We start from the raw sequence: 19,437 nt of genomic DNA on the forward strand, positions 1-19,437 counted from the left end.
ATCACAAACTGACCTCGACCATACTTCATTTACAGAAAAAAGCCAGTTGCTTCTTTTTTGCTACTTTTTTCCGGAGTCGACGGGGCTGACGGAAGTAATTCGGTGCAACGTGAAACGGCGAACCGCGCCGCTCGCGGGGTCGAAGGCGTCCAGCTGTCCGCCGCCCACGCTGACGGGGTCGACGATGCGATGCGTCGCGACCCCCTGGGCGTCGACGTAGCCGATGTTGACGCTCGAATTGTCTCGGGCCGCCGTGGCCAGCAAGGCGATGGTGGCGGCGTTGTTCTCCCGTGAACCGTCCGTTCGCACTCCGCCGCGGCCCGGGGCGGAAGCACGGTCTCCGGCCCGCATCGTGCGGACCAACGACGCCAGCTGATCCGCCGACGGGCTCGCCGGCATCCTCGACGCCGGTCGGCTGCGACGGTTGGGTACACGTGCCCCGCGTGGGCGGAGATCGACCAACGTGCCCGAGGAGTCCTCACCTGCCGGCGCGAATCCGGCGGCTCGCAGCTCGGTCAGGACTTCGCGGAGAGGGGCCTGCGAAATCGCGACGGTGGGAGCCAAGGCGCGCAGTGCCAACGGCTCGGCCACTGCGGATGCGAGGACCTCCGCCAGCAGTGACGCGTCCTCACATCGAATGAACGACGCCGCCACTCCGGCACGCAGTCGTCCGTGTCGACGGGCGACATCGTCGATCAGATACGAAAGTGATTGGGGGACAAGAGTCTTCGATTTCGAAGCGAACATCGCATGCAGTTCGGTGGCCGTCAGACCGGCGTCGAGCGCACGACGCACGCTGTCCTCGCTGATGCGGTACATGGACGCCGATCCGGCCGACTCGATGTCTGCGACCAGGCTCACCTGCTCGAGCAGGTCCGGTACCAGCGGGCCGGGCGCAACCAGAGTCAGATCCGCCTGGACCAGGATGTAGTCGATGGGCTCGGGTAGCGCGGACTGCATTTCGGCTTCGGCGTCCCCGCCGTGCAGCAAGGCTCGTCCAGGTGACGACAACGCGCCGCGGGCCACCAGCCCGAGAGCAGCGGCCTCGTCCAGAGTCCGCTCGATCGCGAACGTCCGCAGGCGCCCGCTCCATCGCGGGCGTCGCCACGCCAGCAGCCGACTTACCTCGACGGCCGACGCGGTCTGGCCGCTGTCGAGTTCGGAGAGCAGCCCCAGAATGGCCTGACGATCTCGCGGAGCCGCCGGAGCGCGGCCCTCCTCGGACAACGCCGCGATCGGCTTGTCGGTGGAATCGCGCAGCCCGATCATCCACGGGACTCGAGGTACGTCGACCCAGGCGGACGCCAGGACCTCCCACCGTCGCGCTGTGGATGCGTTCAGCCAGCCGTCGACCGCAAGCGTGGGCGTCCAGTATTCGTCCGCGTTGTCCGAGACCGGCGCCGGGTCTGGTGTTCCACTGGCGATGAGTCCGGCTGCCGAGAGCAACTCGACAAGTAGGCTCACGCGCGCTTCGTCGAGATCGGCCGTCTTGGCCACGCGTCGTAGTTCTCGAACACCGAGCCCACCGGCTCGCAGTGCGGGGGCCGGCGCTGCGCCCAGAACAGCGATCACGTTCTCGCATTGGCGTACCAACTCGAGCGCCTCGCCGGCTGCTGCGGCGTTCACGTCCGCCGGCTTGAGTTTGTCGCCCCCGATGACAGGTGCGGTCAGCGTCGTCGGATCGAAAACCGGCTCGCCGCGGATGACCTGACGAACCGTCGCCGGAAGCTCGACGGTCTGCTCGTCGAGCCACCGCAGCAGGCCGGCCGCCAGCAGTCGTTGAACCGGGCGCTCAGGCGGCGTTCCGGGGGCAGCGTCGCGGGTGCGACCGATCGGGCTGGAGTTGGCGAGTGTCTCGAGGAGATCCCGCTCGCGGGTGTCCAGAGCGTTGAGCGCAGCCGAGATCTCGGTCTCGGTCATCGCCTCGGCAGGTTCGAGGGCGCGCCCCACACGCCACGGAATCATCCCGATGACTGCCGGGACGACGCTGATGGGATCGACACCCCAGATGAGGGCGGACGCGCGCATCTTCGACAGAGACTTGTCGACGGCCTTCTTGGTGACCTTGCCCTTGCCGGTCAGGGCGCGTTCGGCGATCGCACTGTTGAGCTCCGCCCGCGTCATCGGAGTTTCCTCGGCGCCGGCCAGTGCCAACAATTCGAGAAGACCGAAATCGAGGGTGTCGAGTTCGTCCGCGGCTCGGCTGACCGACGCGCGTTGCTGTGCCCGACCGCTGAGAACCACCATCGTGCTCGGCGGCGGTACGGCCAGATCGGGGCGCAGACGCAGCAACTCCGTCAACTCGGCGTCACTGCGCGCCGAGAGCCAATCGGTCAGACTTTCGGCTGCGGAACTGCCCGCCGGGGTGCCACGTGTTTCGGTCATCAGGTATCAGATTAGAGACCTGGTCTGTACGGCGTAACGGCGTCCTGTCAAAATGACTTCGTGGCCAACAATTCGAAGCAACACTATGTAGATCCAGGATGGCCGGAAACTGCAGACGGAGATCACGCAGTGACCGAATTGTCATCGACCCGCGCAGGTGGACTTTCACCCTTCGGCGAGGACACCACCTTTCCGGTTCCGGTGGAGTCACTTCCTTACGTACACCCGCACACCGTCATCAACCGATAACAACTCGACACGAAGAAGGCCCGCACCGAATCGGTGCGGGCCTTCTTGATGTTCGAGCGTCCGAGCGGACAGTCTTGCCGGTGTTACTTGAGGAACGACTTCGCGGTGTCGGCGACTGCGAGGATCTGCGGGTCGACCGGGATGCCGTTGGCCTCGGCGAATGCGATTGCCTGATCGATGGCGTCGGCGACCGGGTGTGCAACGGTCTGTGCGACCTGCTGCGCCGGAGCCGGAGCTGCCTGAGGAGCCGTCGTGGCCGGAGCGGAACGCTCGGTGGCGCCGCTGCTCAGCCCGAGGCTGGAGGAGCAGGACGGCCATGCGCCCCAACCCTGGTTTGCGAGAACACGCTCGGCAACAACGATCTGCTGCTCGCGAGTGGCCTGGTTTGCGGTGGCTGCGTACTGTCCGCCGCCGTGTGCGTTCCACGTGCTGGGGGAGAACTGCAGTCCGCCCTGGTAACCGTTGCCTGTGTTGATGGCCCAGTTTCCGCCGGCCTCACACTGGGCGAGACGATCCCAGTCGGAGTCGGGGGCAGCGTTTGCGGTTCCGGTGGCTGCAATTCCTGCTACGCCCATGATGGCGCCGGTGACGGCGACCTTGGCGACAGTGCGGCCGGTGGTGGTGGGCTTGCGATGGCGTCCGCTCATGATGGTCGAAATCCTCTCCACACGCGCCTGCGAGGTCAGCTGTCGGGTTCGGGCTGAGAGGTCGCCCGGCCTCGCCTTTCCTGGCTGGAAAGGGTCTGGCTTCACCCCAAGATTCGGTCTTGCGATCGAACCGGTGTCCACTGGAGAACTTTTCTGTTCTCACAGAGGACTTTGGGTCCCCCGTCCTCGTCCCTGGAATGCTCTGTCGGAAGTCCGGTACCCGCGGGACAAGGCTTGGCGCGGCGGGCCGGAGGTGGCCGAGTTTCCCGGCCGAAAACGACGGTAACGGCTCGAGTCGCTCGTGTCACCATTTGATAACGCGGCGTGGCGAAAGACGTACAACGCGTCACACAAAGCGCAGGAGACTCTTCCCAGGTAGGTGGGGGTGCCCGAGTGAATGTCCGGTTGTGTCCGTTCCGTTATCCATCTGTAATGTGAGCAAGGTCACACGTTATGCGGAAATAGAATTTCGGGCGATTGAGAGGTGCGTCGATCCGGACCCAAGGTTGTGGCCCGTGTCTCAACATCGACTTTGGAACTTAGGTTAGGTTTGCCTGACTTGCCTCGCTTGGGCAGGTTTCGCAGAGTCTTCCAAAGAAGTAGGGCACCCCTCATGAAACTGCAATACCGTCGGCGTGCGGTCACCGCGTCACTCGCCGTTGCCGCTGCTGCTGTCGGCCTGGCCGTCACTGCTCCCGCTGCACACGCCTCACCCGAGGATCCGACACACGGTGTTGTCGGAAGCTATTCCGCAACCCAGCCCGGCGACATCGTCGTCGACGCGGCAACCCACCGCGGATACATCACGCAGTACGGCGGACCGACCAGCTCGTTGTCCGTCGTCGACACGAACACCGGCAAGTCCGTCGGCGCCATCGACGGCGTCGTCGGTTACCCGTCGGCACTTGCCGTCGACTCAGGCCTCGGACGCGCATACGTGTCCTCCTCCTACGGCGGCGCGATCTCGATTGTCGACACGAAGACCGGGAAGGTCGAAAAGACGGTCACGCTGAGCGAGAAGAACCCCGACGGCTCGCGTCCGCAGATCAACGATGTCGTCGTCGATCCCACAACACACCGCGCGTACTTCTCGGACTACAAGTCCGGCAACATCCGAGTCGTCGACCCCAACGCCGCCGACGCCGTGTCGAGCATTCTGGTCCACAAGTCGGCAACGCCGACCAAGCTCGCCTTCGACAGTGTCCGCGGCTTCCTCTACATCGCGGACACCAACTTCTTCGACGAGAATTACGGCCGCACGCTGTGGCAGGCGGACGTACGCAAGGGCGGAGCACTCAAGTCGATCGTGCGTGCCGACAACCTCTACCCGGTCGACGTCGATGTCGACACGAACACCGGCAACATCTACATGACCGACACCCGGGCAACCAACCTGTGGGCGATCACCCCGGCCGGCGCGATTCTGTCGAAGACCACGCTGTCTCCGACCGCGATTCCCAACGGCGTGGTCGTCGACGCTGCGGCAGGCATTGCATATGTCGCGGACGTCATGAACGGACACCTGTGGTCGGTCGATCTGACGACCCGCGCCACCACCGCTCTGACCGATACCAAGGTTCCGGCACTGGAGAAGGTCAAAAACCTCGCGCTCGACACCTCGACCGGCGCCATCGCGTCGACGACCAACGGGGGCAAGGTGACAGTCGTTGCTGCGTACCCGCTACCCGCCACCGTCGAATTGCCTGCCGCTCAGGTAGGTAAGGCGTATTCGCAGAAGCTCACTGCCGCCGATGCGCGCGCAACGTTTGCACTCACCAGTGGCACTCTGCCCGGCGGACTGTCCCTCGCACAGGACGGCACCATCTCGGGTACCCCCACCGCTGTCGGCAGCGTCACCGTCGAGATCACTGCGAAGAGCGTGCTTTCGCGTGCTTCGAGCGTGACCATCGTGGTCTCCGAGGGGCCGGTCGGCCCCGTCGATCCGGGCAACCCGGGAACGGGAACCGGTTCGCTCGGTAACCTCCCGGACTCGGTAGCCTCGGCCGCTGATACGACCTGATACCAGAGAACCCGACCACAGCAACTGCTGTGGTCGGGTTCTTCGGTCCGCGGGCCCGCTATGCGTAATCGACGCGGTCCACGACTATGCGTAATTCACCCGGTCCACGTCGACGATCTCCTTGCCGAGCGGCATCAGCGAGATCGGAATCATCTTCAGGTTCGCGACCGCGAGCGGAATTCCGATGATCGTGATCGCCATCGCGACGGCGGTGACGATGTGTCCGATCGCCAACCAGATACCGGCGATGATCACCCAGATGACATTGCCGATCATCGAACCGACACCAGCGGTCGGCTTGTCGACGACGGTCTTACCGAACGGCCACAGTGCGTAGATGCCGATGCGGAATGCCGCGATTCCGAAGGGAATCGTGATGATGAGGATGCAGCAGATGATGCCTGCGGCGAAGTAACCCAACGCCAGCCAGAAGCCGCCGAAGACCAGCCAGATCACGTTCAGGAGGATTCTCATGGTCAGTGACCTTTCGGTTGGAGGCGGGAGTGATCAGCGCACGCGTCGACCGGATCTGAGCGTGTAGACGATGGCCAGAAGGAAGCCGATCGGGCACGCGAGTGCTACCAGGTACAACGCCAGGCCGGGTGGGGTGTCGCTGAAGATATGGACTGCGAAGATGGCCACGATCGCCAGGAATCCGACGATGAACAGTGCCATCGCCGTACGGAACAGACCGTTTCCGGTGCCGGAAGTGCGCGGGTTCGGTTGAGGGTCCACACCTACGAGGATAGTGCCTGTAAACCTGGGTGCCGACCCGGGTTCGTCACAGGTAGACTGTTAACAGACTGCGCGCCCCGCTGAAGCAAGTGTGGGGCGCGTTCTTTTGCATTCTTCCACCGGAAGCGATGCGAGCAAGGCCATGAGGCTCTTCCGAGAGCCTCCCGAGCACATTGGGGCAGACGCCCCAGTCGAGTGATGAGCAGGTGAACGCGGTGCCGACCGGCAAGGTGAAGTGGTACGACGTCGAAAAGGGTTTCGGCTTTCTGTCGCAGGAAGAGGGCGAGGACGTCTACGTCCGTGCTTCCGCTCTCCCCGAGGGCGTCGAAGGCTTGAAGGCCGGCCAGCGCGTCGAGTTCGGAATGGCTGCGGGCCGCCGCGGTCCGCAGGCACTGAGCCTGAAGGTACTCGAGCCGGCGCCGTCGTTGCGCGGCGCGACGGCGACGCGTCGTGAGCCCGTCGAGCGTAAGCACACCCCTGATCAGTTGCACGGCATGGTCGAGGACATGATCACGTTGCTCGAGGCGAAGGTCCAGCCGGATCTGCGCAACGGCAAGTACCCGGACCGCAAGACCGCTCAGCGGATCTCCGAGGTCGTCCGGGCCGTCGCTCGCGAGCTCGACACCTGATCGCTCGATACGAGCTGCCGTACACGGCTTCGAAACAAAATGCCCTGCACACCAATCGGTGTGCAGGGCATTTTCGACGTTCCGGGGATCAAGCGGTCTTGATCGACCAGATCAGCAGTCCCTGTTCGCTTCCCTCACCGACGGCGAGGTGGATTTCGACGCCGACCAGTTGCTTGACGGGATCGCTCGAAGACTCGACCGTCACTGCCAGGGCCTCGCCGGGCTCGAAGACTCGGGGCTCACCGGTCTGGTTGCCGTCGGCATCCTCGTAGACGGCGAGCAGTGCCCACTGCGCATCCGAGACGTCCGTCGACAACGACAGCTGCAGCGGGTAGCCCGCTGGAACGTCGAGTGCGTAGATGTCGCCCACCTGGGCGCACTGGGACAGGTCGATGGTGCAGAAACCGGCAGGGTTCGTTTCGATCGTCTTGCCGTGTGCGTATGCAGTGATGACCGGTAGCTTTTCGGGGTCGTCGTTGATGTTCTTGATGATCACGAAAAGAACGGAGACGTAAGCAACCAGTGCCACCACCATCAGGACACTGATCGCTGCCACGATCTTCTTTGTTCTTGAGCGCATCATCACTGCGGAGTACTTCCTTGTCCTCGGTTGGATTTACCGGTGTAAATCACTTCGGTCACTTCTTGTTCGGCCAGATCGGGTCGCTTCCCGCCGAGGCCGGGCAGGAGGCTGCTTCCTCGGTAGCTCAGGAAGGTCTGCAGAAGCCCGATCGTCAGGAACACCGATACAACAGTGAACCCGATCCAGTATTCGGTCGGAAGCAGAACCCCCAATGCGCCGCCGAGTACCCAGCTCAGCTGCAGAACCGTCTCGGATCTACCGAATCCGGACGCGATCGATTCCTCGGGCAGGTCGTGCTGGAGTGACGCGTCGAGTGAGACCTTGGCGAGCGCGCTGGCGGCCGATGCGATGAGCGTGGCAAGCGCGGCCGTCATGAGGTTGTCCGTCAGCGCTGCGATCACCGCGATGATCCACACCGACGCAGTACACCGGAGCACGATCAAGGCAGGCCGGCCGAGCTTGAGGCGCGCACCCGTGGCATTTCCGGCGAAGTTACCCAGACCGGCTGCTGCGCCGACCAGGCCGAGCATCATGGCCTGCTGGAGCGGCTCGTGATCGGTGCGTGATTTGGCGACGAACGCGATGTAGAGCGTCAGGAAGCCGGTGAGCACGCGAATGGTGCCGTTGCCCCAGAGTCCGATGATCACGGCGCGTCCGAGAGGCTGACGGACCTTGGCAGGTTTGGCGTCCGGCTGCGGTGGGGCGCTGCCGGCGTGATGCGCTTCGTCCGGGTGGTAGGTGATGGTCGCGGGAACCTCACCCTCGGTGACCTCGACCCACGACGGGATTCGCATGCTCAGATATGCGCCGAACACGGTGACGGCGACCGCGAACCACAAGGCGCCGGTGGAACCGAAAGCGAGCGCGAGCGCACCTGCGACCGCGCCGGCCCCGATCGTTCCACCGATCAGCCCGAAGACCGTCAGACGCGAATTCACGCGCACCAGGTCTATTTCCGGTGGTAGGACGCGTGGTGTCACTGCGCTCTTGAGCACCGAGAACGATTTACTGAGCACCATCATGCCGAGCGCGGCCGGATAGAGGATCCAACTGTCGAAGTTGAAGACCAGGATCACCGCGAGGAGCGTCCGGATTCCGAACGACGACGCGAGTGCGATGCGGCGTCCGCGCTGCAACCGGTCGAGCATGGGGCCGATGAGCGGTGCGATGACCGCGAACGGTGCGATCGTGATCAGGAGATAGAGCGCGACCTTGGTCTTGTCCTCGCCCGTCGCCGCCGAGAAGAACAGGGTGTTGGCCAGAGCGACGGAGATCGCCGCGTCGGTCGCGTTGTTCGTCATCACCGCGTAGGTGAGAGCGGTCAGACCGGACTTGTCCGCGCCGTCGGCCTTCGCCGCGCGCTGGAAGGTCGCGATGCCCTTGTTCGTCAGTTCGCGGCTGCGCATCGCTGCGACGCGAGTGACGGTGAGCTTGCGAGGCATCGGTGGAGCCTTGGGAGCGTCCGCCCCCGGCGTCTTCGAACCGGCCGCGGATTCGGAGTCTCCCCGCGATTCGGGAATCGGATGCAGCGGTGGCAAAGGCGTGCGACGGGCAGCGGGACGGGCCGAAGGTGGGTAATTGTCCGGGCGGGCCGCGGGTGGGTAATTGTCGTAACCGGGGTGCACCTGTTGCCCCTCCGGCTCGTCGTGGATTCGCCGAGTTTCGGGGTCGTAGGGTTCGCGCGGTCCGGTCACCACTCAATTCTGTCCTAGTGTCGGCGCGGCTACCACGCACACCCCTGCGAGTCCTGTGTCATGTCGGACTCAGTTAACAAAACGGACTTCGAACATCTGCGGCCAATACTTGCCGGTGAGCAGGAATCGATCGGTACCGGGAATCTGCGCGATGCCGTTGAGAACGTCGACGGTGCTGGTCGATCCATCCGTGACGAGTTCTTCGCGTAGCGCCGATGCGTCGTACACGTTCGTGACGCTGCCGTCCGACGGGTCGATTCGGACGACGGTGTCCGTGGTCCAGACATTGGCGTAGACGGAGCCGTCTTCGGCGCATTCCAATTCGTTCAGCTTGCCGACGGACTCCGAAGATCTGGTGACGTCGACGGTCGAGATCGGCGCAAAGGTTTCGGGATCGCGAAAGGTCAACGTGGCCGAACCGTCGCTCGAGACAATCCGATCCCCGAGCGAACAGATTCCCCATCCCTCGGTGTCGAGTGGGAACCGCCCCCGTTCGGTCAAGGTGTCCTTGTCACGGGCGATGGCAACGCCGTCTTTCCAGGTGAGTTGCCACAGTGTGTCTCCGGCGACCGTGATGCCCTCACCGAACAACGGCGGGTCGAGATCGGCACGCGCAACTTCCGGTCCCGAAGCGGGGGACTGCTCGTCGGAGATCTCGCTCGAGCGCACCCAGGACTGCCCGACGCGTCCGGTGCTTTCGTACAACCGGTTTCCGTCGATCTCGAGGCCCTGCGTGAACGCGTCGGGATCGTGCGCGGACACTCGAACGATCTCGACGGAGCCGGTTTCGGACGTGAGGTTGTCGGGAGCGCCGGGGGAATCGGAGCACCCCGCCAAGGCCGAGGCGATCACCGCGACCACTGCAAAAGTGCGCACGGAATTGGCGTGTGACCTACTCATCTGCCCAGCATGGCAGCCCAGTGCGTTGCGGACTTGCGGTGGTGCGGCAAACTGGAGGAGTGAGTGTTGCTACTTCTCCAGAGCGTGCAGTGCCGCGCCCAGTACTGGCCGATGCGGTCGAGCTTGCCCGAAAGGCAGTCGTCGACCTGCATGAAGGCGGTGTGGGGGCATACCTCGGCGTGACGTCGGAGGACGAATTCGCCGCCACCCATCGATTTGCAGCAGACATTCCGGGATACCGCGGTTGGCAGTGGGCGGTTGTCGTCGCTGCCGGACCGGAGGACACCCACGCCACGATCAGTGAGTTGGCGCTGTTGCCGGGTCCCGACGCGTTGGTTGCGCCGGAATGGCTCCCATGGGATCAGCGGATTCGTCCCGGCGATCTGTCCGTCGGTGACCTACTCGCCCCGCCGGCCGAGGATCCTCGCCTCGTTCCCGGCTACGTCGCCACCGGTGACCCGGAAGTCGACGAGGTAGCTCTCGAAATCGGGCTCGGCCGCAAACAGGTCATGAGCCTCGAGGGCCGACTCGATGCCGCGCAGCGTTGGTTCGACGGTGACTTCGGCCCGGAGTCGGAGATGGCGAAGGCCGCGCCGTCGACGTGTGGACTGTGTGGATTCTTCCTTCCACTCGCCGGTTCGCTGCACGCAGCGTTCGGTGTGTGCGGAAACGAACTCTCCGCAGACGGCCGTGTGGTCAGCGTGTCCTACGGTTGTGGCGCGCACTCGGACACCAGCCTGCCGCTCGGTGCGGGCTCGCCGCAGTTCGACGCATTCGACGACGGGGCCGTCGAGCTGATTGCGGTGCCCGCTCGCCCGTCGAGCGCTGTTGCAGTTGAGGATTCGGTATCCACCGAGTAGAAGATCCGTTCGGTACGGACGCACTCCGCGAGGCGACGCTGCGCGCGTGGTCGGAATCTCCGACGCGATTGCGTGAAGACGCGGCTGCGGAATCCGACCTCGCAAAGGCCGGGTACCGCGACCGTCTGCTCACCGAACTGGCGCAGAACGCTGCCGATGCAGCTGCACGCGAGGGCGTCGAGGGCTCTTTGTGGGTGGATGTGGACGGTCGGACGCTGACGGTGGCGAACACGGGCCGTCCACTGGACGAATCCGGTGTACATGCGCTGACCGCGCTGCGCGCGTCGAACAAGGTCGACGCCGACGAAGGTGTGACGGGACGGTTCGGCGTCGGATTCTCGGCAGTTCTCTCGGTCAGTGACGAGGTGGAACTGCGCTCGTCGACGGGATCGATTCGATTCTCTGCCTCGCACACTCTGCGCGAGATCGAGTCTCGCGAACTCCCGGTACCGGAAACCAGTGTCCCCGTACTTCGTTTGGTGTGGCCGTCTGGCGAATTGCCGAGCGATGGTGCTGATTCGGAAGTGGTGCTGACGCTTCGGCCGGACGTCGATGCCGCGGCGCTGCTTTCGCAGATGACACGTGAGGCAGTCGACCTGCTGCTCGAACTCCCGGCTCTCGGGTCAATTCGTCTGGGTGAGAAAACTTTTCGGCGATCGGAACGGGTGCTGGATTCCGGCCTCGTCGAGATCGCGATCGGTGATCGCACGTGGTGGCAGTACACCGCGCCGAACGCGCGATGGTTGGTGCCGGTCCGCGACGGGGTCGTCGAGCCGGTCGCAGACGACGTCCTGCGGGCGCCGACGCGATCCGACGAGGAGCTGTCGATCCCCGCGATCATCATTGCCGACATTGCAATGCAACCCGATCGGCGACGCATCATGCCCGCTGCACCGATCGCTCCGCTTGCCGAGGGGTACGCGAAGTTCCTTGCTGCACTACCTCCTCGGCAGCGAACGGCACTCGTCCCGATCCCTGCCTTTGCCCGCAGCGAAACCGATTCGCTTCTGCGCGAAGCGCTTCTGAAGGAGCTGCAGGAAAACGAGTGGCTTCCGGTGGTCGGTGAACCCGACCGCGCGCCGCAGCGAGCATCCGTGGTGCCCGGGCTCGGTGATGACCTTGCCGAGTTGCTCACCGACATCATCGGCGGCCTGGTTGTCCCCGAGCTCTCCGGCCCCAAGCACGAGCGAGCACTCGCGGCAGTGTCGACGCACCGCATCGGGCTCGCGCGCATCGCGGAACTGCTCAGCGGTTCGGAACGTGAACCGAAGTGGTGGAATCGACTCTATTCGGCTCTCGAGCCCTTGGTGATCGACACTCTTGCGGTGGAAGAGCTTGGAACACTGCCGGTTCCGCTCTCCGACGGACGGACGGTGACCGGGCCGCGGACCGTCGTCGTCGGCGTCGAACTGGGCGAAGACGCGCCGTCGGTGCAGTGGACGAGGTTGGTTCATCCCGTCGCGGTTCACCCGTTGCTGTCTCGATTGGGAGCGCAGACCGCGAGTGCCACCGACCTGCTGTCCGATCCGGCGCTGCGCGCATTGATCGAAGATGCTGCGGACCAAGATGATTCGGTAGCGACGGAGTTGGCGCAGGTTGTACTCGGATTGGCGGCCCACGTGGCGCCAGGAGCGCTGCCGTCGTGGATCGGTGAAGTGCTGCTTCCTGATTCGGAGGGCGAATTGCGGTCCGCCGACCAACTTCTGCTTCCGGGAGCTCCCCTTGCAAGCGTCCTGGTCGAGGATTCTCCCTTCGGCATCGTCGACGCTGATTTTGTTCAGCAGGTGGGGGAGCAGGCGCTACGGGTAGTCGGTGTCGGGTGGGGTTTCACGGTGGTCCGTGAGGAATTGCCTTCCGGCCCCGATCACGATCTCGACGCCGAAGACGCATGGTGGGACACCCTCGACGAGGACCCCGAATACATCGAAGCCGTGCGCGATCTCGACCTCGTGGACGAAGACCGCTGGCCGCAGGCGTTGTCGCTGCTGGTCGAGTCGCCGGCGACGCGGGCGCTGCTCACCGACCGTCGTGGATACACGGCGTGGTGGTTGCGTTCGAATGCCGAACTCGGCGGTGAGGTGCTGGGCTTGCTGCGCGCTCCGGGCGATCGCACCTTCGAGGGATTGCTCGATGCTGCCGAACACCCCGACGCCGGATTCTTCTCCGGATTGCTGGCATCGGATACCGTCGACGATCCGGAACTGGCTCAGCTGCTGCTCGATCGGCTTGCCGACCCACTACGGATGCCGGCCTCCGCCGTCGTCGCGCGGACGCACCGGCTACTGGGGGAGGCAGCGCAGCGACGGGTTCTCGACCTGGAGGAACTGCACTTGCCGCCGTTCGTGCGAGGCCTTTCCGGCGATCTGGTCGATCCCGGCGACGCCCTTGTTCTCGACCGACCGTGGCTGGGAGCGGCACTGCCTGCACAACGAGTCGTGCTCGGCAGCTTCGAGACGGCCGACGCACTGGCAGATCTGCTCGACGTCGCGACGGCGTCTGCATCCGTTCACGGACGAGTGAGCAGCACCGGCGTCGTGACGACGTGGGCGAACGAACCGCAGGCAGTTCTCGGCTTCGCAGCCCTCGGCCGTGAGGTTCCCGGCGGCGAGGTAGTGATCCATCACGAACTGTCGGTGGAACTGACGGGGGCGGTCGAGACGACGGTGATCGTGCCGTGGTGGGTGGACTCGGACGGCGTTCATCACGTGATGCGTACGTGGACTCTGCCGCAAGGAATGTGAGGGCAGATGTCTTTTGATCAGTGGGTACTCGACAGCGCAGTGAGTCAGCGGACGGCGTGGCTCGTGGACGTCGTCGACGTCATCACCGACAGCGGCGGAACCCTCGCGTCGTGGCTGATCGCGACGCTGCTCACTATCGTGCTTCTGGTTCGGGGACTGCGTACCGAAGCTCTGCTGATCGCCGGATCGATGTTGACCGGTCTGCTCGTGATGAGCGGATTGAAGCGCATCTTCACGCGAACCCGTCCACCCCTGCCGGAGCGGTTGATCGAAATCGATTCGTATTCGTTCCCGTCGGGCCACGCGATGATGAGCGCGATCCTGGCGACTTCGGTTGCCGCCGTGATCCTTCGTCTTGCCTTGCCGAGGCTCGCGAAGACGGCAATGCTCGCGAGCCTCGGCCTGTACACGATCGCCGTCGGATTCTCCCGCGTCTACCTGGCTGCCCATTGGATGACCGATGTACTAGCAGGTTGGGCGTTCGGGATGATGTGGGCCGGGGTGTGGATCTGGGGAACCGCGCAGATCAGAAAGCGCCGGGCGCTGGTTACTTCGTGAGCTCGGCGAGTAGTTGGCTCGTGGCCCACGGCAAGCTCAGTGCCGAGCTTGCGGTCAAGGCCGCACCGACCTGCGGAGCCTGATCGTCGTTGACGTAGACGACGCGATTGTCCTTGACCACGTCGAGTTGCTGGAAGCCAGGGTTGTTTCGGACCGCCTGTGCGGCATCGGGATTGCCGATGACAACGAGACGGTCCACGTCGAGAAGATCCAGTCGTTCGGTGGAGATCGGCGCGTAGAACTCACCGTTCATCAAGGCCTCGACCGCGGGAGCAGGTTTGAATCCGAGACTGCCGAGAACCCGTCCGCGGGCGTCCTCGGAGGAGAAGGCGTAGAACTCCGGGGTCGCGTCGACGCTGATGATCACCGCGGTCTGGTCTGCAAATTCCGGGTGAGCGCTTCTGGCGTCGGCGAACTGCTTGTCGATATCGGCGACCAACTTCTCGCCGTCGGCTTCGCGACCCACTGCCTTCGCTGCGGTCTTCGTCGTGATCTGCCACGGAGTTGCGTAGTCGCCGTAGGCCGGATCCTTCGCGACGGTCGGGGCGATCGCGGAAAGTGTGCTGTACAGGTCTTTGTCGATGCTCGAGTAGAGCGCGAGGATCAGGTCGGGCTCGAGCGCAGCGATCTTTTCGACGCTGATCGTGGTTTCGGGATTGCTGCCGACGACGGTCGGTTCGGTTCCGCCCCAAGGGCCGGTGACCCATGGCCACGTGCGGTTGACGTCCGGTTCGCCCGGGTACTGGTTGACCATTCCGACGGGCTTGATGCCCAGAGCCAACAGAGCCTGCTCGTCGTTGTAACCGACGGTGACGATCCGTTGTGGTTCGGAATCGATCGTGGTGCTGCCGAAAGCGTGATCGATCGTGACGGGGAAGGCGCCACCACCGGAACTCGACGGACTACTTGCTGCGTCGTCGTTCGAACTGCAGGAGACGAGTGCTGTGCCGACCAGGGCGACCACAGCAACGGATGTCAGTCTCGTCCAACGTCCTCGGCTTTTCCAACGATTTCGGTGGGAGATCTTCACGGCTACGTGGTTCCTTTCAGCATTGACAAGCTAAGACCGACACTGGAGTGCAGGGTAGGCTTACCATACTGAAAGGGTGAATCGACCTGCTCAGTCGACCAGACCGGCGCCCTGCTGTGCGCCCTTGTCACCGCGCACAGCTGCGCGTCGTTGAATGGAGAACAGAGCGAAGCCGAGGAAGCCGACTCCGATACCCGCGTAACAGATCGGGAGTGCATCCGACCAACGATCGCCGCTCACCGCGACCACGATCGTGGCGATCACCCACAACGCGGTGCCGATGATCAGTGCCGGCGCGGGTGCGGACAATTTGCCGATCAGGCCTGTTGTGTTGCGAGTCTCCGTCACAAAATTAACGCTACCCGTACCCCGGTGGCCTACTCTCCCTAGTGCGACCGGCTTCATGTGCGCCGGCACACGGCGACCTACAGCGATGGGGAAAGAACAAACATGGCGGCACCCGGCAAGATCCTCGACACCTATTTCAAGATCAGCGAACGAGGGTCGACGATCTCGACCGAGATTCGCGGCGGTGTCGTCACCTTCGTGGCGATGGCCTACATCGTGGTCCTCAACCCCCTGATCCTCGGCAGTTTCTCGGCTGACGACGCTGCAGCGAAGACCGACGTTCTCGGCAACATCCTTCCGGTCAACCAGGTGGCTGCGGTCACCGCTCTGGTTGCCGGCCTGATGAGCATCGTCTTCGGTGTCGTTGCCAACTATCCGTTTGCCATCGCCGCGGGTCTCGGCATCAACAGCCTGCTCGCCGTCACAATCGCACCTCAGGTCACCTGGCCCGAGGCGATGGGCCTGGTGGTCATCGACGGTGTGATCATCGTTCTGTTGGCACTCACCGGCTTCCGAACTGCGGTGTTCAATGCGATTCCCTCGGCATTGAAGTCCGCGATCGCGGCCGGTATCGGCATGTTCATCGCCTTCATCGGACTGGTCGACGCCGGATTCGTCCGCCGTATCCCCGATGCCGCCGGTACGACGGTTCCCGTCGGACTCGGAATCAACGGCTCCATCGCTTCGTGGCCGACCGTGGTGTTCATCTTCGGTGTGCTGCTCATGGGTGTTCTGGTAGTGCGCAAGGTTCGTGGTGGACTGCTGATCGGCATAGTCGTCACGACGATCCTCGCCGCGATCATCGAGGCAGTTGCCGACGTCGGACCCTCGCTCGGAACCAACCCCAAGGGCTGGAACCTCAGCATCCCCGCGATCCCGGAGATGCTCGGTGGTATGCCTGATCTGAGCCTGGTCGGCGACGTCAGCATCTTCGGCGCATTCACCCGCATCGGTGTTCTGGCCGCCAGCCTGCTTGTCTTCACCCTCGTGCTCGCGAATTTCTTCGACGCCATGGGCACGATGACGGGTCTCGGTAAGGAAGCCGGCCTGACCGACAAGGACGGAAACCTCCCCAACGTCGGTCGCGCGCTTGTCGTCGAAGGCGCGGGCGCGATCGTCGGCGGTGGCGCTTCGGCGTCGTCGAACACCGTGTTCGTGGAATCCGCGTCGGGTATTGCCGAAGGCGCCCGCACGGGCCTGGCAAACGTCGTGACCGGACTGCTCTTCCTCGTCGCGATGTTCCTGACGCCGCTCTACTCCGTCGTGCCGATCGAGGCAGCTGCGCCTGCCCTCGTCGTCGTCGGTGCGCTGATGATCGGGCAGGTCCGAGACATCGATTTCACCAAGTTCTCGGTTGCTCTCCCGGCGTTCCTGACCATGATCGTCATGCCGTTCACCTACTCGATCGCCAACGGCATCGGCGTCGGCTTCATTTCATGGGTGGTCCTGCACGCTGCCAGCGGTGGTATCAAGAAGATCCACCCGTTGCTCTGGATCGTGGCGGCACTTTTTGTGGCCTACTTCACTGTCGGACCCATTACCGACGCCCTTACGTGAAATCAGGGTTGACCGGTATTCGATTACGTGAGCTACCGGCCAGCTCTTGACGTATTGTCTGACGCGTGACCACCGAAACTCGTGCGCTGGCCAGCGATCTTTCCCTGGCTGTAGTGCGTCTCACCAGGCATCTGCGCGGCCGCAGAGTCGACGCTCAGGTATCGCTGACGCAACTGTCCGCCTTGGCGAGCCTGGATCAGTACGGCCCGATGACTCCTGGCGTACTCGCAGCACGTGAGAAAGTGCAGCCGCCGTCGATGACGCGCGTTGTTGCTTCTCTCGCCGAGCTCGGTCTGGTCGAGCGCTCGCCGCATCCCACGGACGGTCGTCAGATCATCGTGAATCTGTCCGACGCCGGGCAGGCGTTGCTCGCGGACGAAACCCATGCGCGTGAGGCGTGGATGAACGAGCAGCTGGCCGGGCTGGGTGGCGAAGAACTCGCGACGCTGCGCGGTGCCGTCGAGATCATCACCGAGATGGTCAACAAGACGGAGTAGCTCCGTGAGTTAGAGGTCGCGTAGCTCCGCTACCTAGAGGTCGTTGCCCAAACGAATTACTCGAGGGGCAAGATAGTGGGGTGCCCCGAGACCCCGATTCCGGCATGTTTGCCGCGCTCCACAACCGCAACTACCGCCTTTGGGCTTCCGGACAGATCGTTTCTCTGGTCGGCACGTGGATGCAACGCATCGCCCAGGACTGGCTGGTACTGACGCTCTCGGACGGCAATGCGCTGGCGGTGGGCATCGTCATGGCCTTGCAGTTCGGCCCGACGCTGTTCTTGTCGGTGTGGGGTGGGGTGCTTGCCGATCGGTACGACAAGCGTCGGATCCTGATCTTCACGCAGTGGGCGAGTGCGGTATGCGCGCTGGTGTTGGGTCTGCTGGACGTCGGTGGGCTCGTCGCGTTGTGGCATGTCTTCCTGATTGCCTTTGCCCTCGGCTGTGTCTCGGCGCTCGACGCACCCGTGCGTCAATCGTTCACCATCGAAATGGTGGGCAAGGAACACCTGTCCAACGCCATCGCGCTCAACTCCATGACGTTCAACACGGCCCGCATCGTCGGTCCGGCCATCTCGGGTGTGCTGATCAACCTGATCGGAACAGGGTGGGTGTTCCTGCTCAACGTCGCGACATTCGGTGGGGTGCTCATCGCGCTCTACCTGATGAACAAGAAGGAGTTGATCCCGTCGGAACCGGCCCCGCGCACCAAGGGGCAGGTGCGCGACGGGTTCCGATATGTATGGGGCCGCAAGGACCTTCGCGTGATAATGGTGTCGGTCTTCATGGTCTCGACCTTCGGCCTGAACTTCGCGATCAGCCTGGCGGTGATGGCGCGCAACACGTTCGGCCTCGAGGCCGACGGTTACGGATTGCTGTCCACGACGCTCGCCGTGGGCACCCTTGCCGGCGCTGCGTACGCCGCAAGACGGAAGGAAGCGCCGCGGTTGCGGACGTTCCTCGGTGCCGCCGTGGCTTTCGGTGTGTTCGAGGTCGCGGTGGGATTGATGCCCACCTACGCGTTGGTGGCGCTGATGTTGATCCCCACGGGCGCACTGACGTTGACGTTCACGACGTCCGCGATGAACATCCTGCAGATGTCGGTGCCTTCCGAGATGCGCGGGCGGGTGATGGGTATCTACATGCTCAGTTTCCTCGGTGGCACACCGCTGGGAAGCCCGTTGCTGGGTTGGCTCGCCGACTCCGTGGACCCACGTGCGCCCTTGATCGTGGGCGGAGTGATCTCGCTCGTCTCGGGAACTGTGGCCGGGGTGTACCTGCTACGCAGCGAAGGGCTGAAACTTCGTCTTGCGCGACCGGAAGACGGTGGCAGGCTGCCGGTTTTCGTCCTGCGTCCGGTGATCGTATGCGACGCGACCGAACAGGCAGTCGAGGCTAGCCGCGCGCCGTGACCTTCTCACGCTTGGGAAACACCGTGTAGCTCAGGGCGATTGCTCCCCAGATTGCGAGTACCACTGTCAGCTTGCTGATCCATCCGTCGAGGGCTCCAGTGCGGGTGGGGTCGTCGACGAGGAAGATGGCCGCGCCGAGAAGTCCGCACGCGACGGCCCAGGCGATCGCGGCTTTGCCGAACTCGCGCCATTCGCGCAGTGCTCGCGCACTCCCGTACTTGGGTGGTGCGACGGGAGCCGGGCCGCCGGCGAATCGGTAGGCGAACCTGGCGTCGGCCCAGGAGATGAGGCTGTGTCCGAACGCGACGGAGAATCCGATGTAGGCCGCGGCAAGCCCATGGGTGAAGTTCGCCTCGCCACCGCCACGAAGATCGAGGGCTGTGGCGACGAGCAGTACGACATCCACCAGGGGCGCGCAGATGAGCAGTGCGGCGCCCAGCGTTTTGCGGCGCAGTAGATAGCGGGCCGCGAGACCTGCGGCGATGAACACCCAGAACATGATTTCGCACGCGATGATCAAGTGGACGATCATGACATCAGCTCATTTCTAGTACGACTGTGTTAGTGATTGAAAACTAGCACAGCTGTGTTA

The 19,437-nt window shown here is 63.8% G+C and carries 19 protein-coding genes and 1 riboswitch; of the genes, 9 read left to right on the forward strand and 10 right to left on the reverse strand.

Going from position 1 to position 19,437, the window contains the following annotated elements:
• Positions 1–60: 60 nt before the first annotated feature.
• A complete protein-coding gene (locus ABIE52_RS29025; RefSeq protein ID WP_192712268.1) occupies positions 61–2,385 on the reverse strand; it encodes a helicase-associated domain-containing protein in 2,325 nt (774 codons plus the stop codon).
• Positions 2,386–2,445: 60 nt separating this feature from the next.
• On the opposite strand from ABIE52_RS29025, the gene ABIE52_RS29030 reads away from it, so the two are divergent.
• Entirely contained in the window at positions 2,446–2,634 is a 189-nt protein-coding gene (locus ABIE52_RS29030) for a hypothetical protein (RefSeq protein ID WP_019744939.1), read from the forward strand.
• Between the two features lie 83 nt (positions 2,635–2,717).
• On the opposite strand, the gene ABIE52_RS29035 is transcribed toward ABIE52_RS29030, so the two are convergent.
• Entirely contained in the window at positions 2,718–3,281 is a 564-nt protein-coding gene (locus ABIE52_RS29035; protein ID WP_003939675.1) for a transglycosylase family protein, read from the reverse strand.
• Between the two features lie 8 nt (positions 3,282–3,289).
• A riboswitch (cyclic di-AMP (ydaO/yuaA leader) is annotated at positions 3,290–3,499 on the reverse strand.
• A 395-nt stretch (positions 3,500–3,894) separates the two neighbouring features.
• On the opposite strand from ABIE52_RS29035, the gene ABIE52_RS29040 reads away from it, so the two are divergent.
• Positions 3,895–5,301: a YncE family protein gene (locus ABIE52_RS29040; protein WP_354541564.1), complete on the forward strand. Its 1,407-nt coding sequence runs from the start codon at positions 3,895–3,897 to the stop codon at positions 5,299–5,301.
• Between the two features lie 84 nt (positions 5,302–5,385).
• Here the strand turns inward: ABIE52_RS29040 and ABIE52_RS29045 are convergent, their stop codons facing one another.
• Positions 5,386–5,775: a YccF domain-containing protein gene (locus ABIE52_RS29045; protein WP_003939919.1), complete on the reverse strand. Its 390-nt coding sequence runs from the start codon at positions 5,773–5,775 to the stop codon at positions 5,386–5,388.
• Between the two features lie 33 nt (positions 5,776–5,808).
• Positions 5,809–6,036, reverse strand: coding sequence for a hypothetical protein (locus tag ABIE52_RS29050; RefSeq protein ID WP_003940194.1), 228 nt, complete (start codon positions 6,034–6,036; stop codon positions 5,809–5,811).
• Between the two features lie 215 nt (positions 6,037–6,251).
• Between ABIE52_RS29050 and ABIE52_RS29055 the strand changes: the two genes are divergently transcribed.
• The gene (locus tag ABIE52_RS29055; protein WP_007733502.1) at positions 6,252–6,665 is read left to right on the forward strand and encodes a cold-shock protein; all 414 of its coding nucleotides are present in this window, start codon (positions 6,252–6,254) and stop codon (positions 6,663–6,665) included.
• 88 nt (positions 6,666–6,753) lie between these two features.
• On the opposite strand, the gene ABIE52_RS29060 is transcribed toward ABIE52_RS29055, so the two are convergent.
• The 3 genes from ABIE52_RS29060 to ABIE52_RS29070 form a co-directional block, all read right to left on the reverse strand.
• On the reverse strand, positions 6,754–7,221 hold the full coding sequence (locus tag ABIE52_RS29060; protein WP_225989529.1) for a DUF2771 domain-containing protein: 468 nt from the start codon (positions 7,219–7,221) through the stop codon (positions 6,754–6,756).
• Between the two features lie 26 nt (positions 7,222–7,247).
• Positions 7,248–8,942 carry an MFS transporter gene (locus tag ABIE52_RS29065; protein ID WP_223304424.1) on the reverse strand — a complete coding sequence of 565 codons (1,695 nt, stop codon included), beginning with the start codon at positions 8,940–8,942 and terminating at the stop codon, positions 7,248–7,250.
• Positions 8,943–9,011: 69 nt separating this feature from the next.
• The gene (locus ABIE52_RS29070) at positions 9,012–9,842 is read right to left on the reverse strand and encodes a glutaminyl-peptide cyclotransferase (protein WP_249342793.1); all 831 of its coding nucleotides are present in this window, start codon (positions 9,840–9,842) and stop codon (positions 9,012–9,014) included.
• Between the two features lie 38 nt (positions 9,843–9,880).
• Here ABIE52_RS29070 and ABIE52_RS29075 point away from each other — a divergent pair, with 38 nt between their 5' ends.
• From ABIE52_RS29075 to ABIE52_RS29085, 3 genes are all read left to right on the forward strand, one after another.
• On the forward strand, positions 9,881–10,702 hold the full coding sequence (locus ABIE52_RS29075) for a DUF3027 domain-containing protein (RefSeq protein ID WP_042451227.1): 822 nt from the start codon (positions 9,881–9,883) through the stop codon (positions 10,700–10,702).
• Positions 10,703–10,770: 68 nt separating this feature from the next.
• Positions 10,771–13,443: a sacsin N-terminal ATP-binding-like domain-containing protein gene (locus tag ABIE52_RS29080; protein WP_192712269.1), complete on the forward strand. Its 2,673-nt coding sequence runs from the start codon at positions 10,771–10,773 to the stop codon at positions 13,441–13,443.
• Between the two features lie 6 nt (positions 13,444–13,449).
• Positions 13,450–14,001 (forward strand): phosphatase PAP2 family protein, encoded by a 552-nt coding sequence (locus ABIE52_RS29085; protein WP_042921691.1) that lies wholly within the window; start codon positions 13,450–13,452, stop codon positions 13,999–14,001.
• Here the strand turns inward: ABIE52_RS29085 and ABIE52_RS29090 are convergent.
• Positions 13,991–15,031, reverse strand: coding sequence for an iron-siderophore ABC transporter substrate-binding protein (locus ABIE52_RS29090; RefSeq protein WP_058037819.1), 1,041 nt, complete (start codon positions 15,029–15,031; stop codon positions 13,991–13,993). The two genes, ABIE52_RS29085 and ABIE52_RS29090, sit on opposite strands and share 11 nt — an antisense overlap.
• A 90-nt stretch (positions 15,032–15,121) precedes the next feature.
• Positions 15,122–15,379, reverse strand: a complete 258-nt coding sequence (locus tag ABIE52_RS29095; protein WP_007733492.1) for a DUF2530 domain-containing protein — start codon at positions 15,377–15,379, stop codon at positions 15,122–15,124.
• A 102-nt stretch (positions 15,380–15,481) separates the two neighbouring features.
• On the opposite strand from ABIE52_RS29095, the gene ABIE52_RS29100 reads away from it, so the two are divergent.
• From ABIE52_RS29100 to ABIE52_RS29110, 3 genes are all read left to right on the forward strand, one after another.
• Positions 15,482–16,936, forward strand: a complete 1,455-nt coding sequence (locus ABIE52_RS29100; protein WP_003940242.1) for an NCS2 family permease — start codon at positions 15,482–15,484, stop codon at positions 16,934–16,936.
• A gap of 65 nt (positions 16,937–17,001) precedes the next feature.
• Positions 17,002–17,433 (forward strand): MarR family winged helix-turn-helix transcriptional regulator, encoded by a 432-nt coding sequence (locus ABIE52_RS29105; RefSeq protein ID WP_003939901.1) that lies wholly within the window; start codon positions 17,002–17,004, stop codon positions 17,431–17,433.
• Positions 17,434–17,537: 104 nt separating this feature from the next.
• Positions 17,538–18,845, forward strand: coding sequence for an MFS transporter (locus ABIE52_RS29110; RefSeq protein ID WP_007733487.1), 1,308 nt, complete (start codon positions 17,538–17,540; stop codon positions 18,843–18,845).
• Here the strand turns inward: ABIE52_RS29110 and ABIE52_RS29115 are convergent.
• Positions 18,829–19,377, reverse strand: coding sequence for a hypothetical protein (locus ABIE52_RS29115; RefSeq protein WP_003940103.1), 549 nt, complete (start codon positions 19,375–19,377; stop codon positions 18,829–18,831). The genes ABIE52_RS29110 and ABIE52_RS29115 overlap by 17 nt on opposite strands.
• Positions 19,378–19,437: the final 60 nt, after the last annotated feature.

The organism is Rhodococcus sp. OAS809 (assembly GCF_040546695.1).
Lineage (GTDB): Bacteria > Actinomycetota > Actinomycetes > Mycobacteriales > Mycobacteriaceae > Rhodococcus_F > Rhodococcus_F qingshengii.

Coding starts and splice junctions, on each gene's coding strand:
- ABIE52_RS29025 (WP_192712268.1), bottom strand. CDS start 2,385: ATGACCGAAACACGTGGCACCCCGGCGGGCAGTTCCGCAGCCGAAAGT.
- ABIE52_RS29035 (WP_003939675.1), bottom strand. CDS start 3,281: ATGAGCGGACGCCATCGCAAGCCCACCACCACCGGCCGCACTGTCGCC.
- ABIE52_RS29040 (WP_354541564.1), top strand. CDS start 3,895: ATGAAACTGCAATACCGTCGGCGTGCGGTCACCGCGTCACTCGCCGTT.
- ABIE52_RS29045 (WP_003939919.1), bottom strand. CDS start 5,775: ATGAGAATCCTCCTGAACGTGATCTGGCTGGTCTTCGGCGGCTTCTGG.
- ABIE52_RS29070 (WP_249342793.1), bottom strand. CDS start 9,842: ATGAGTAGGTCACACGCCAATTCCGTGCGCACTTTTGCAGTGGTCGCG.
- ABIE52_RS29085 (WP_042921691.1), top strand. CDS start 13,450: ATGTCTTTTGATCAGTGGGTACTCGACAGCGCAGTGAGTCAGCGGACG.
- ABIE52_RS29100 (WP_003940242.1), top strand. CDS start 15,482: ATGGCGGCACCCGGCAAGATCCTCGACACCTATTTCAAGATCAGCGAA.
- ABIE52_RS29110 (WP_007733487.1), top strand. CDS start 17,538: ATGTTTGCCGCGCTCCACAACCGCAACTACCGCCTTTGGGCTTCCGGA.
- ABIE52_RS29115 (WP_003940103.1), bottom strand. CDS start 19,377: ATGATCGTCCACTTGATCATCGCGTGCGAAATCATGTTCTGGGTGTTC.